Raw genomic sequence first — 13,649 nt, 5'->3', positions numbered from 1 at the left:
CTGCGGCAGGGAGAAATGACCTTTTTAGCGGCGTTCGATGACCGCTCGATGATGCCGGAGCGCTCACGGGTAAAAGATGTACAGCCGGTAGCCCGCGGCCTGCAGACCGGGGGCGTCGAAGTGCAGGGTGACCGTCTGATCGCGCCCGGCCGGAAAGCCGGCCCGCAGTTTGGCGGTTTCGGCCTGCGCCCATTGTTCAGGGGTGAGTACCCGGCGTACCAGCGGGCGATCCTGGATGTCGGTCAGGGTGAGTTCCAAATACGGCCAAGCCTGCGGGTAGGCTGCACGGTTGCGTATGGTGGCTTCCAGCGTGTAGCGGCCGGGGGTGCGAGGGTCGGACTGCAGGTCGGAGGCGACGATGCCGATTTGCTCCGCATCCTGCGCAAGCGGTACGGTGCAGCCCAGTTGCGCGCAGGCCGCCAGATAGAGCGGGCGCAGCATCGGCAGGCTGCGGGCGATGTCGGCGCGGAACAGATAAGCCGCCTGCACCGCCAGCATGCCCAGCAACACGCCTACACCCAGCCCCCACAGCCAGCGGCGGCCGGCGGCGGGGGCCGGGCCGTAGCGGATGTCGTAGTGCGCAGCGTTTGCGTCCGCGTCGGCCGGCAGGTCGGCGGCGGAAGGGGATTCGACCGGCGCAGCGCGGGGTTCGACTGCCGGGGTGTCGGCGGTCAGGTCCTCGGCCGGGGGTTGAGCTGGCGCCTCATCGGTCGGTGCGCGGCCCGGTTCGGTACGACCGGCGCCCGCATCGGCCAGTGCGCTAGCCAAGGCGGAGGAAAAATCCAGCGCCGGGGCCGCTTCGGTTTCCGGGGGTGGGGTTTGAGCGGGCTTGCCGGCGCGGGGGGAGCGCCAGACTTCCGGGATTTCGAAATCCAGCTCGACGCCCAGCGGGGCTGCTGGTGCGACGCTGGGCGCCGCGGCGGCGGTGTCGGCGAGCGGGTCGGGCGCAGGGGCTGGTTTGGGCGCAGGGACTGGGACGCTTACACCGCTTTGCGGGGGCGCCGATGTGTTCGGCGGGCTGCGGCGGGCATTGGCTGGAACAAGCAAGTGGTCCAGCGCATTGAAAGGGTGAAAGCAATGACCGCAACGGACTTCGCCACGGCGTGCGCCGATCTGCTCCGGCCGGACGCGGAACACCGTCTGGCAGGCCGGGCAGCGGGCAAACATCATGTCCGGCCGCGCTCCTTGAGGCAGCCTTCGAGCCGCACCCAGCCTTCCTGGGTGTCGCCCACTTCTAAGGCGATGAACGGGGCGTAGGCGGCGATGACCTGTTCGGCCTGCGTGTCCAATACGCCCGACAGTGCCAGCCAGCCGCCGGGTTTGAGCCGGGCGGCAAGCAGCGGGGCGAGCACGCATAGCGGGTTGGTGAGAATGTTGGCGACGACGATGTCGAAGCGCTGCTCGAGCGGCAGCCGCGAGTGCTGCAGGCGAAGGCTGACGCGGTTACGCTGGGCATTGTCCTGCGCGGCCTGCAGCGCCTTGTCGTCGATGTCTATGCCCAGGACCTCGGCCGCGCCCAGTTTGGCGGCGGCGATGCCGAGAATGCCGGAGCCGCAACCGTAGTCGAGCACCTGGTCGCCGGCTCGCACGGCCTCACACAACCATTGCAGGCACAGCCGGGTGGTGGGGTGTGAGCCGGTGCCAAAGGCCATGCCGGGGTCGAGGGCAATGTTGATCGCCGAGGGGTCGGGCGCGTCGTGCCAAGAGGGCACGATCCACATGCGCTCGCTGATGCGGATGGGCTCGAACTGGCTTTGGGTCAATTGCACCCAGTTTTGTTCGGCCACTTCTTCCACGGTGAAGGGCGGCACCGCGGCAAATCCGGCAGTGCTGGCCGCTTGGGCGAGCGCCAGCGTGAGGTCGGTTTCGCCGTCGAACAGGGCAACCACCCGGCTGTGATCCCACAGCCGGGTGGGGTGATGGCCCGGTTCGCCGAACTGCGGCTTCTCCGCAGCGGTGCCTGCGTCGGCATCTTCGATGCCTACCGACAGCGCGCCGGCTTCGATCAGCGCGTCGGACAGCGCTTCGGCTCTGGCGGCGTCGGCCTGCAAGGTGACGGAGATCCACATGATCGGACGCGCCTTAGCCCTTTTTCACTTCATTACGGTCGGCCAGCTTGTGCTCCAGGTAGTGGATGCTGGTGCCGCCTTCGATGAAGCGCGCGTCGAGCATCAGCTCCTGGTGCAGCGCAATATTGGTCTTGATTCCTTCGACCACCATTTCGGACAGCGCAATGCGCATCCGCCGGATGGCCTGCTCGCGGGTGTCGCCATAGGTGATCAGTTTGCCGATCATCGAGTCGTAATGCGGCGGCACGGTGTAGCCGCTATAGACGTGCGAATCGACCCGCACGCCGGGGCCGCCCGGGGTGTGCCAGTTGGTGATGCGGCCCGGAGAGGGCGTGAATTTGAACGGATCCTCGGCATTGATGCGACATTCGATGGCATGGCCGCGGAAGGCGATGTCGGCCTGCTTGAACCACAGCTTTTCACCCGCGGCGATGCGCACCTGTGCCTGGACGATGTCGATGCCGGTGATCAATTCGCTGACCGGGTGTTCGACCTGCACACGGGTGTTCATTTCAATGAAATAAAACTCGCCGTTTTCGTACAGGAATTCAAAAGTGCCCGCGCCCCGGTAGCCGATCTTGCGGCAGGCTTCGGCGCAGCGTTCGCCGATCTTGGCGATCAGGCGGCGGTCGATGCCTGGCGCGGGCGCTTCTTCGATGACCTTTTGATGGCGGCGCTGCATCGAGCAGTCGCGCTCACCCAGATAGACCGCGTTACCGTGCTGGTCGGCGAGAACCTGGATTTCCACGTGCCGCGGGTTTTCCAGGAATTTTTCCAGATACACCTCGGGGTTGCCGAAGGCGGCAGCGGCTTCCGCGCGGGTGGTGGTGACGGCATTGAGCAGGGCCGCTTCGGTATGCACCACGCGCATGCCGCGGCCGCCACCGCCGCCCGCGGCCTTGATGATGACCGGGTAGCCGACCGCGCGGGCAATCTTGACGATCTCCTTGGGGTCGTTGGACAGCGCACCGTCCGAACCGGGCACGCAGGGCACACCGGCAGCCTTCATGGCGTCTTTGGCGGACACCTTGTCGCCCATCAGGCGGATGGTATCGGGGCGCGGACCGATGAACACAAAGCCGGACTGTTCCACCCGTTCGGCAAAGTCGGCGTTTTCCGACAAGAAACCGTATCCAGGGTGGATGGCTTCGGCGTCGGTGACTTCGGCCGCGGAGATGATTGCCGGCACGTTCAGATAGCTCAAGCCGGACGGTGGTGGGCCAATGCAGACCGATTCGTCGGCGAGTTTGACGTACTTGGCCTCGGTGTCGGCTTCGGAATGTACCGCGACGGTGCGGATGCCGAGTTCCCGGCAGGCGCGCAGCACGCGCAGGGCGATTTCACCGCGGTTGGCAATCAGGATCTTCTCAAACATGGGTGGTCTCCGCGGTGAAACCGCCCTGGTGGCCTGCGGCCACGATGCGATTTGGCTGCGCCGCTGCGCCGCCTGCCGGCGGCTGGTCACCGCGGTTGGTGACTAGAATTTTTTCGGACATGGCGCGCAATCAACCGATGACGAACAGCGGTTGGCCGTATTCGACCGGTTCGCCGTTGTCGACCAGAATGGCTTTGATGACGCCGGAAGCGTCGGCCTCGATCTCATTCATCAGCTTCATCGCTTCGATGATGCACAGGGTGTCGCCTTCGTTGACGCTCTGGCCGACTTCGACAAAGGGTTTGCTGCCGGGCGACGAGGCGCGGTAGAAGGTGCCGACCATAGGGGATTTGACCACGTGGCCGGCCGGCAGCGGGTCGTCGGCAGCGGCCGCTGCAACCGTTGCCGTGGCAGGTGCCGCCGGTGCGGCGACAGGAATATGGCTGACCACGGTCGGCTGCGGCGGGGCGCTCAGATGCTTGGCGATGCGCACCTTCTCCTCGCCCTCGGTGACTTCGAGCTCGGAAATGCCCGATTCCTGGACGAGATCGATCAGTTTCTTGAGCTTGCGCAGATCCATGCTGTTCTCCGGACAGGACGACGCCCTGAGCGGCGTCGACGATGATTAATGTTGTGCGTCCCGCAGCCGCGACAGGGCGTACTCGAGCGCGGCCATGTAGCCGTATGCGCCCAACCCGCAGATGACACCGGCCGCCCGGTCGGAAAAATAAGAGTGCTGCCGGAAGGGCTCGCGGGCGTGGATGTTGGACAGATGCACCTCGACATAAGGAATCGACACCGCCGCCAAGGCGTCACGCAAGGCGACGCTGGTGTGGGTGTAGCCGGCCGGGTTGATGACGATGAAGCCGATCCCTTCGGATGCAGCGGCCTGGACCCGGTCGATGAGTTGCCCTTCGTGGTTGCTCTGAAACGACTCGACGATGACATTCTCGGCACGTGCCCGCGCAGCCATGGCGGCGTGGATGTCGGCCAGCGTGGTGTGGCCGTAAATCTGCGGCTCGCGCGTGCCGAGAAGGTTGAGATTGGGGCCGTGAAGAACCAGTATGCGGGCTGCGTCAGGCCGCTGGGCTGAGTCCTTTTGGCTGCGTTTTGGGCGCGTCATGGCGGCAAGTTTGCCGCAAATCGCTGCATTTTGTCTAGCGTGGCGGCTTGCCTCAGGCGCCAGGGGCGGGCAAGAGTGCGCGGATTTTGCCTTCGAGTTCGTCGGCGTTCAAGGTGCCCAGCTTAATGTGCGCGATGCGCCCGGCGCGATCCAGAATCACCGTAAAGGGCAGCGCCTGCGCCGGATTGCCGAGATCGGCTGCGAGCTGCAGGGTCTGCGCAGTGCCGATCAGCAGCGGATAGGGCACGGTATGTTCGGCCTGGAAGGCGCGGACCTTGTCTGCGGCATCGATCGACACCCCGACGAACTGCACCGGCGCAGTGGCGAGCTTTTGGCTGACCGCGGCGAAGTCGGGAATTTCCTTGCGGCAGGGCGGGCACCAGGTGGCCCAGAAATTGACCACCATCACCTTGCCTTGCCATTGGGCCAGCGTTTGCGGCTGGCCGGCCAGATCCGGCAGGGTCAGCCCGAGCAGTGTTGCACCCGCATCCGGGCTGACGCCAGTGGTTGCTACGGATGGTTGGCGGTGACGGCTGGTGAGGTAGCCTGCGCTGGCCGCGGCCACGGCGACCAGCGCGACCAAGGCGAGTTGCAGCGGACGTTTCATGGAGTCGGTCCTGAGGAGGGGGCTTGGAGTAGTGCTTCGACCTGTGGCAGGCGGGCACGTTCGTGGGATCGACGACCGAGGCGTTCGGCACCGGCCGGATAGATCGACAGGCGGACCGGCATATCGCCCCAATCGAAGGCTAGCACAGCCTCCGGCGGGTTGGGGCCTGGGTGGCGCGGGGTGCGGTGTTCGTAGGCGACGTTTTCGTTCAGGAAGAAAATCTCTACATCCTTGGCGCTTTCGGGGAATAGATCGATTTCGATCTGCGCGTAGCGTCCCGCGGTGCCATCGAGTACGCCGCCGGTCAGGTAGGGCCGGAAATCTGCCAGTGCGCGCATGATGTCGACCGCCGCTTCGCGCATTTCGCGCACCCGCGCTTGGTGCTCGTCGTTTTGGTAGAGCGCTTGCCAGGTGCGTAACGCGGCCTCGATTTCGGCATTGGTGGGCAGAGTTTCGGATTCATTGACACCGAGCTGACGGGCGGCTTTGCGTTTGGCAAAACCGTAGTCGCCGATGCCGTCCTCGGCCATCATGCGGGCGGCCAGGGCGGCAATTTCACGACGCAGGTTGTCGGATCGGGAGGGGGCGCTTCGGCTGGGCATGGCGGCAACTGGGGCGGTGGCCTGGTCGGGTAGAATGCAAGGCATTTTACATCGGCCGGTTACAGAACCATTGCGGCCGCCATGGAGTATTCATGCACATCCACATCCTCGGCATTTGCGGCACTTTCATGGGTGGTGTGGCCTTGCTGGCCCGTGCGGCCGGACACACGGTGACCGGCTGCGATGCCAACGTTTATCCGCCGATGAGCACTCAACTGGCCGAGCAAGGCATCGGACTGACCGAAGGCTACGATCCGGCGCAGCTCGATCTGGCGCCGGACATGTTTGTGATCGGCAATGCCATCTCCCGCGGTAACCCCTTGCTGGAGGCGATTCTCGATCGGGGGCTGCCTTATGTATCCGGGCCGCAATGGTTGGCCGAGCATGTGCTGGCCGGTCGGTGGGTGTTGGCGGTGGCCGGCACTCACGGCAAAACCACCACCACCTCGTTGCTGGCCTGGATGCTGGAGGACGCCGGCCTTGCGCCCGGTTTTCTGGTAGGCGGCGTCCCGAAAAATTTCGGCCTCTCTGCCCGGTTGACCGACTCGCCTTTCTTTGTGATCGAAGCCGACGAATACGACACCGCTTTTTGCGACAAACGCTCCAAGTTTGTGCATTACCGACCGCGAACCCTGATTTTGAACAACCTGGAGTTCGACCACGCTGACATTTTTCCCGATCTGGCGGCCATCGAGACGCAGTTCCATCATCTGGTGCGCACCATGCCGCGCAGCGCTCGCATCGTTGCCAATGCCACCGAAGGTGCGCTCAGAAGGGTTCTGGCGCGCGGCCTTTGGTCGGAACTGGAATGGTTCGAGGACGCCGCCGGGTGGTCGAGTGCGGCAGGCGACGACGACAGTCAGGCGGCGTTCTATTTGGGCGGGCAGGAGCTGGGCCGGGTCAGCATGCCGTTGGCGGGCCGTCACAACCGCGCCAACGCGCTGGCCGCCATCGCTGCTGCGCGTCATGTCGGGGTGCCGCCGCAGCAAGCCATTGCCAGCCTGGCGCGCTTTGCCGGCATCAAACGTCGGCTGGAGGCAGTGGGTGAGGTGGGCGGTGTCACCGTTTATGACGATTTTGCCCATCACCCGACGGCGATTGCGCTGACCATCGAGGGGCTGCGTCGCCGCCAGCCCGCAGGGCGTATTTTGGCGGTCCTGGAACCGCGCTCGAACACCATGAAGCTGGGTGTGATGAAGGCCGAGCTGCCCGGCAGCTTGGCGCAGGCCGACAAAGTTTATTGCTACACCCATGGCCTGAGTTGGCAGGCTGAGGAAACCCTTGCGCCGCTGGGCGAGCGGGTGCGCTGCGATGCCGACCTGGATGCCTTGGTGGCCGCAGTAAGCGGCGAAGCCTTGCCTGGCGACCATGTGTTGGTCATGAGTAACGGCGGCTTCGGTGGCGTGCATGGCAAGCTGCTCGACGCGCTGGCAGCGCGTTTCGCGGTGCGCGGCGGATAAGACACGCACGAGCGGCCAAGCATGCGAGCAAAGCAAAAACGGCTGCCCGCCCCAAGGCGGTGCAGCCGTTACGCTGAAACGTCGCAAAGCGGTGTTTGGTGGGCCCTGCGGGACTCGAACCCGCAACCAAAGGATTATGAGTTTGCACGCAATGCTGCAAGCCCAGCAAAATCAGGGGTAATCTACCGTAAGCCAGAAAAGCTAAAAGTATTTACATGACAGTAGGTTAGCGTAATTTTGCGAAGATAGCCAGAACGGGTGAGTGTACCGCTACTGTACCGATTTCACCTGCTTTTCAGTACAGTCAGCCGTGCTTCGCTGGTGGCCATTTGAGTAGTCAAGGATTCCTTGACTACTGCCCTCGGTATGCTCAGATCCAACTGACAAGGATTCCTTGTCAGTTGGGTGGCGTGGTTGGATCTCAGGCTACTGCCTCGAAGAGCCGGTATCCTGGCTCAGGCAGGTCGTGCGCACATGGTTTGGTGGCTCAAACTCATAGCCTGCGGCGACAAGCTCTGCTTCAACGTCTTCGGTTATGAAGAACGGTTCAGGTTGCCCGTTCTCCTGGGTCGGTACGTTTTCGTCCTCTCCGGCACTCATATCATCAGATCCTTTTGTGTGTTTATCAGGCCTGAGTCCAGTCTTAGTCTTCTGTCCGCAAGCCGACCACCTGGCTGCCAGGGCCTTGGGCGTGGAGCGTCAGGTTCGGGCTTTGCGACGCCAGGTAGCCCAGGGGTTGATCGAGAACGAATGGATAGAGCACCGCCAGGGACGACAGGGCCGCCACGGACACCGATTTTCCGCCGTAGCGCAAGGCCGCCTCGATCAGCCAGGCGATGGTTTCGGCATGATTAAGCACCAGGGGTTTCAGGCGGACCAGGCGCTTGCCTTTCTCCACGCGCTCGATGGCACCCCAGCTGGCTTGCGACTGCAGGACCATGTTGGTCATGCGGTAGGTGCCTTCCCGCTCACCATAGACTTCGCTCATGCGGCGATGGACTTCTGTCGAGGCGCAGTCTCCCTGGAGTGCGGACAAGCGGCCCACCAGTTCAGCGACCTTGCCGAAGAATGGGTAACTGGCGATTGCCATTCCCCAGGTCAGGGCAGCGGTTGGGACGCCAGGGTTGGCTTTGTAAATGGCGATACCGCGTTCGGCGAAGCTAGCCAGTTCAGGTCGCGGTTCGAGCCATAGGCGATTCAGTACGGTGCGCGTCTTCTTGCGTGCCGCCACGCCGAGGCCTGCCTCATCCAGCAGGGCATTCATGTCATCGGGTTCAGCCAGGCCGGCACGCACACGTAATGCAGCGGATGCCCACTCCAGCGCTATGTAGCGGTCGAAGCCGATTTTTGGGGCAGGCGGATTGGTCGTTTTCAATTGACGTAACTCACTTTCACAAAGGGCACGATAAGTTCTTCCAGGGACATGCCACCGTGGACCACTACCTGGTCACCCTTCGGAACAAAGGCTCCGCGCTCTCCTGCAAAAAGCGGCATAAAGTTGGCCGGCAGGCCTGCGATATCGAGACGGAAGCTGTCCGGTATTGCAGTTGCTGTCTCGGCAATCATGGTTTCACTGCGATAGGTGCGCACCCGTTCGCCACGCAGCTCCGAGGCAACCCCCTGGTTTGGGCGGCCAATACCCACAGCTTCTGCATTGCCGTGGTCGGCCGTCAGGTAGATGTGGAAGCCCTCGTCGAGCAGCATCGCAAACAGCCGATCAACAAACCCCGACTCACACCAGCTGTTGATCTGTGCAGCCACACCGCGTTTGCCGAGCACGGCGCCGTGGATGATTTCATCCACGGTATCCACCACCAGGCCGGCGACTTTCAGAGCAGGATTCGAGAGCAGCTCCTGCAACTCCGGCAGCTCATCAGTGCGCTTGATCGCCTTTCGATAGAGGATCTCGTTGGCACGTAATCCCTGGTCCTGCCAGAACCGGGTCCAATGCTGAGGTTCTTTTGAGGTTGTTTCGATATGCTCGGCGAACTCCCGTGGGCGCAGGCCGGAGAACAACGCCTGCCTGGAAATGGACGTCAGGGTGGGCAGCCAGGCAAAGCAGGCATTTTCATCAAACATCAGACGTGGCGCGTGCTCGATGAGGTTTTCGCGAATCTGTGTCCACTGATCGACAGCCAACCCGTCGAAGACGACCAGCGCAATTTTTTCCTCACCGTTAGCTCGGCGCATTGCCAGGTAGCGCGGTACTTGATGCACCATTACCGGCCCCTTGGCAGCGGGCAGGGAAGGTAAGTCAGCGTAGTGCGCCTGAACCCAGGTTTGCAGCTCACTGTCGGCGCGTGCCACCAGATCCTTCATGTCCGCCTTCAGGCCTTCTGCGCGCGCAGCATCCAGACTGTGGAAACGCGAGATCACTTCGCCTAGGCGCCGGGCAAAGTGGGTCCAATCCCTGTGAGACGATGTAGCGCCAGGCAGCTCTTCACTGAGGCTCTTGATACCCTCCAGCACCAGGTTGCGCATCGCCGCAGGGTCCTGCACTACGCCGGCTTTTGCCCATTCCGGCAAGCTGACCGGCACGCCCTGAATGGCAAGCGGGTGTAGCGTGCCGTCCAGGAACATCGAATCAATGATTACGCGGATGTCGTGATGCTCGAAGGGAATGTCGAGCTGCGGTATGTAGTCCGGCGCTACCGGCTCCGCCGTGCGTCTGCCGATCAGTCCCAGTTTGTTCAGGTAGCGGTACCAGGCGTCCTGCACCACACGCAGCGCAAAACTTCTGTTGGAGAACAGCTCGGCAATCGGGCTGTTGGCGAACACCGGCCGGTCAGCCAATACCTGTTGAATATGCTCGGCCAGGGTCTGAGGGAGCAGCGTCTCACGGTAGTGCAGCCGCAGCAGCTCACGCCACAAATCCTCTGGTCGGGTAATCAAGTGGGGGCTTACCCGGTAGATGTGCGTCAGCACAAATTCTTTGGTGGCGGCTTCGCCCATCGCCTGCGTCGCGTGGCGCGCCTGCACCTCGAACAGCAACGGCAGGATCTCACTACCCAGCTGCCTGAGTACCGTGTAGCTCAGCTTTGGGAATAGCTCTGCGAGCGACAGGCTGACCTTGCGCGCCTGGCGTAAGTAATCCCAGGGCAACTCCGCAGTGCTGGAATCGCGCACCTGAATGACCAGGGCGCTGGGTGCATTGGCCTCCTCAGCCTCCCAGGCGGCACGGTAGCGCTCTTCATACTCGGCCCGAAAGGCGATGCTATCCTCAAACGACAGCACCTCGAAGCCGCGTTCACGCAGTCCGGCCAGCACCTGCTCGTCCAGCAGCACGTTGTCCGGGTCCGCCACAATCCACAGCCGGGCCAGGTCGGATGGGAATTCCTTCAGAATCCGATCAGCCAGCAGTGTGCTGCGATGCGCGACATTATCTTTGGATAAATACGTCATGCTGCGGCACCTCCCGCCGAGCCAATGCGCAGTATCAGCACGGCATTCAGCTCTGGCGTGCAGGCTTCTGCTTCCGCCAGATCCGCCATACGGGCCTGATGCTGGGCTTCAAGGCGCTTACGCCGGTGTTCGCGGACGGCAGGCAGACCGATTCGGCCAATGGCCTGAAAGCGCGACTCAAAGGCATAGCGGGCGCGCTCACGTTCCTCGGCAAGCCAGGTTCGGTGCTCTTCCAGCAGCTCGGAGAACAGCCGCTCACCCTGACCTTTGGCTGCCGTCAGCGATTGCTCAAAGAGTGCGGCTGCATGCTCACTGTCTGGGTCTGCTGTCAGGCGCACCTCTTCGGTCAGCAACAGATCCCAGATCCGCTTGGCCGTGGGGACAAAGCTGCGCCCATCATCAGTAACAAAGACCGGCAGGAAGCGACGCCGGGTGAAGTTGGCAGAACTGTTGGAAGCAGCCAGGCTCACGCTCCACAGTGACCAGGTGCCCTGCACGGTGTCAGGCAGTCCGGTTACCTGTACGACCGGCAGCGGCTGTCCGGCCACGCAGCGCGGCAGATCGCCGATCAGCGCACGGGCTCGGGGATCTTCCAGCGTGATCCATTCCATCTCAGGGTTCTGCTCAGCGGTTCGCGCATCGAAGCAGACAGGGAAAGATTCACTGCCATCCGCCCAGGTTAAACGCCAGGCATGGTCTGACTGCTCCGCTGCGCCGCCACGGGTGGGCAGGCCGGTTGTTACCGCACGCTCCAGCCAGTATTGCGCCGGGTGGTCCCGCCATTTCTGGGACTCAACCGCTTCCAGCGGGTGATCGTCGGTCAGCAGATCCGTATCGGCACGGCTCGCGGCCACTTTCTCGCGTACCTGATTGATGACCGCATCGCACTCCTTGTCGATGGATTCTGGGTCTTGCAAGCCATACACAAACAGCTCATCAAACAGCGGCTCGACTTCCACGGAGTCCATCACGTCGGCGGCTTTGTCGACGCCGAACTCCTGGGCAATGATCTCCAGCTTCTGCTCCAGCACTTCGCGCACCCGGTGCTCCACCGTGTCTTCCAGCACGAAGTTGATGGCGCGCACCACATGGGCCTGGCCAATGCGGTCAACGCGGCCGATTCGCTGCTCCAGGCGCATCGGGTTCCAGGGCATATCGAAGTTCACGATCACATGGCAGAACTGCAGGTTCAGGCCCTCACCGCCGGCGTCGGTGGAGATCAGCACACGTACATCGCGGGAAAATGCCTGCTGGGCGCGGGTGCGCGCCTCCAGATCCATGCCGCCGTTAAGCAGGGCAATGGAAAACCCGCGGCTTTCCAGAAACTCGGCCAGCATGGCCTGGGTGGGCACAAACTCGGTGAACACCAGCACCTTCAGCTCGGGGTCGTTCTCTTCCTGTTGCAGCTTGTAGATCAGCTCCAGCAGCGCTTCGGCCTTGGCATCGGTGCCTTGCCGCTCGGTTTCCCGGGCCAGATCAAGCAGCATCTCGACTTCGGCCTTTTCCTGCTCCCAGTTGCTGGCCTGCAGCGCCACGTCGAGTTGTGACTGCCCGTCAAGCTCTGCCCATTCGTCCAGGTCCACGTTATCGAACAGGTTGGCCTGTGGCTGTGGCGCATCCAGCAAGGCCTGTCGTCTCTCCAGCGTGGCACGGATGGCTGCGGTGCTGGAGGTCACCAGCCGCTGCATCAGGATCATCAGAAAACCGATGTGGCGTTGCTTGGCGGCCATGGCCTGGTTGTAGCCGTGGCGCACATAGTCGGTGACTGCGTCATACAGCTGCTTCTGCGCCGTGTGCCGTGCCTGCCAGGCAACCGCCTGCAACCGCGTGGAACGCGGCTTGAACAAGGGCTGGCCATCGGCATTGATGGCGGACCGCTTTTCGGTGCGGATAACAAAAGGCTGCACCCGGTCACGATGAATGCTGCCTTCATCAACAAAGGCTTCGCGGTCTAGCAACTGCATCAGGCGCAAAAACTGATCGGTCTTGCCCTGATGTGGCGTAGCGGACAGCAGCAACAGGTAGGGCGCCGCTTCGGCCAGAGCGGCGCCCAGCTTGTAGCGGGCGACCTGGTCGGTACTGCCACCCATGCGGTGGGACTCATCAATGATCACCAGATCCCAGCCGGCGGAAACCAGGTCTTCGAAACGCTCGCGGTTGTAGCTGTTGAGTTGTTCCAGGCTCCAGCCCCGACGGCCTTCAATGGGCTTGACCGAGTCCAGTGACACAATCACCTGGTCGTGCATGGCCCAGAGGTTGTCGTCATTCTGGGTGCCCTCGGCGCGCCAGGCGCGAAAGGCAGCCAGCTCGGTGGCTTCGATAAAGCGCAGGTGCTCGCCAAAATGCAAACGCATCTCCGCCTGCCATTGACGAATCAGGCCTTTGGGGGCCACCACCAGCACCCGCCGCACCATGCCGCGCAGCTTCAGCTCGCGCAGGATCAGGCCGGCCTCAATGGTCTTGCCCAGGCCCACTTCGTCCGCCAGCAGGTAGCGAATGCGGTCGCGGCTCATGGCCCGATTCAGCGCATACAGCTGATGGGGTAGCGGCACCACGCTGGACTGGATGGGGGCTAGCAGCAGGTTGTCTTCCAGCGCATCCAGCAACTTTGCGGATGCCGCCGTATGCAGGATCTGCTCAACCGCCGGGCGCACCGCTGCCAGATCGTCGAGATCCTGCGCACGGGCACGCACCACCGTATTCTTGGCCGGTAGCCATACGCGATAGGCCACCTCGCCCCACACGTCCTGGCGTTCAACGACGCGGCACGGCGTCGCCTGCCGGACGAACCAGCACCAATCGCCAATGGTGTAATCGTTTGGTCGCCGTGTCATTGGCTGCCCCCAATCGGCAGGCTTGTCACTGGTCTGGTTTCATGGTGCTTAACCGCGCCCAGCTTCGCTTCGCAGCATCGGCGAACTTCCCCGGTAACTTCCCCGGCGACTACCCCGGTGGTATCAGCCCGACTTGGTCCCAACTTGGTCCCGACTTGATCCCAGGCGCGACCGAGC

The 13,649-nt window shown here is 63.0% G+C and carries 12 protein-coding genes; 1 reads left to right on the top strand and 11 read right to left on the bottom strand.

Annotated features, from left to right (window positions below; genetic code table 11):
* Window positions 1-63 precede the first annotated feature (63 nt).
* The 8 genes from DIE29_RS12300 to DIE29_RS12270 are packed head-to-tail and all read right to left on the bottom strand — an operon-like array spanning window position 64 to window position 5,776.
* Window positions 64-1,170, bottom strand: coding sequence for a DUF3426 domain-containing protein (locus DIE29_RS12300; RefSeq protein WP_114650035.1), 1,107 nt, complete (start codon window positions 1,168-1,170; stop codon window positions 64-66).
* Window positions 1,167-2,069 (bottom strand): 50S ribosomal protein L11 methyltransferase, encoded by a 903-nt coding sequence (gene prmA, locus DIE29_RS12295; RefSeq protein ID WP_114650034.1) that lies wholly within the window; start codon window positions 2,067-2,069, stop codon window positions 1,167-1,169. Before prmA ends, DIE29_RS12300 begins: the two co-directional genes overlap by 4 nt.
* Before the next feature lie 13 nt (window positions 2,070-2,082).
* Complete coding sequence (accC, locus tag DIE29_RS12290) at window positions 2,083-3,444, bottom strand: acetyl-CoA carboxylase biotin carboxylase subunit (RefSeq protein WP_102042612.1); 1,362 nt, start codon at window positions 3,442-3,444, stop codon at window positions 2,083-2,085.
* Entirely contained in the window at window positions 3,437-3,565 is a 129-nt protein-coding gene (locus tag DIE29_RS14910; protein ID WP_257791340.1) for a hypothetical protein, read from the bottom strand. The genes accC and DIE29_RS14910 overlap by 8 nt, the downstream gene beginning before the upstream one ends.
* Window positions 3,566-3,574: 9 nt before the next feature.
* Complete coding sequence (accB, locus tag DIE29_RS12285) at window positions 3,575-4,024, bottom strand: acetyl-CoA carboxylase biotin carboxyl carrier protein (RefSeq protein ID WP_102042611.1); 450 nt, start codon at window positions 4,022-4,024, stop codon at window positions 3,575-3,577.
* 45 nt (window positions 4,025-4,069) lie between these two features.
* Window positions 4,070-4,567, bottom strand: a complete 498-nt coding sequence (gene aroQ / locus DIE29_RS12280) for a type II 3-dehydroquinate dehydratase (protein ID WP_102042610.1) — start codon at window positions 4,565-4,567, stop codon at window positions 4,070-4,072.
* A 52-nt stretch (window positions 4,568-4,619) separates the two neighbouring features.
* Window positions 4,620-5,174 carry a TlpA family protein disulfide reductase gene (locus tag DIE29_RS12275; protein WP_102042609.1) on the bottom strand — a complete coding sequence of 185 codons (555 nt, stop codon included), beginning with the start codon at window positions 5,172-5,174 and terminating at the stop codon, window positions 4,620-4,622.
* Window positions 5,171-5,776, bottom strand: a complete 606-nt coding sequence (locus tag DIE29_RS12270) for a hypothetical protein (RefSeq protein WP_108080703.1) — start codon at window positions 5,774-5,776, stop codon at window positions 5,171-5,173. Before DIE29_RS12270 ends, DIE29_RS12275 begins: the two co-directional genes overlap by 4 nt.
* 92 nt (window positions 5,777-5,868) lie before the next feature.
* On the opposite strand from DIE29_RS12270, the gene mpl reads away from it, so the two are divergent.
* Window positions 5,869-7,236 (top strand): UDP-N-acetylmuramate:L-alanyl-gamma-D-glutamyl-meso-diaminopimelate ligase, encoded by a 1,368-nt coding sequence (mpl, locus tag DIE29_RS12265; protein ID WP_102042607.1) that lies wholly within the window; start codon window positions 5,869-5,871, stop codon window positions 7,234-7,236.
* A 643-nt stretch (window positions 7,237-7,879) separates the two neighbouring features.
* On the opposite strand, the gene DIE29_RS12255 is transcribed toward mpl, so the two are convergent.
* Genes DIE29_RS12255 through DIE29_RS12245 form a run of 3 tightly spaced genes read right to left on the bottom strand, consistent with a single transcriptional unit; the run spans window position 7,880 to window position 13,472 of the window.
* Window positions 7,880-8,611: a hypothetical protein gene (locus tag DIE29_RS12255; protein WP_114650033.1), complete on the bottom strand. Its 732-nt coding sequence runs from the start codon at window positions 8,609-8,611 to the stop codon at window positions 7,880-7,882.
* Window positions 8,608-10,638 (bottom strand): BREX-3 system phosphatase PglZ, encoded by a 2,031-nt coding sequence (pglZ, locus tag DIE29_RS12250; RefSeq protein ID WP_114650032.1) that lies wholly within the window; start codon window positions 10,636-10,638, stop codon window positions 8,608-8,610. The genes DIE29_RS12255 and pglZ overlap by 4 nt, the downstream gene beginning before the upstream one ends.
* Complete coding sequence (locus tag DIE29_RS12245; RefSeq protein WP_114650031.1) at window positions 10,635-13,472, bottom strand: DEAD/DEAH box helicase; 2,838 nt, start codon at window positions 13,470-13,472, stop codon at window positions 10,635-10,637. The genes pglZ and DIE29_RS12245 overlap by 4 nt, the downstream gene beginning before the upstream one ends.
* Window positions 13,473-13,649: the final 177 nt, after the last annotated feature.

Source organism: Pseudothauera hydrothermalis, assembly GCF_003345255.1.
In the GTDB taxonomy this organism is placed as follows: domain Bacteria; phylum Pseudomonadota; class Gammaproteobacteria; order Burkholderiales; family Rhodocyclaceae; genus Pseudothauera; species Pseudothauera hydrothermalis.
Note: the sequence above shows the minus strand (reverse complement) of the source record. Positions and strands in the feature narration are given on the sequence as shown.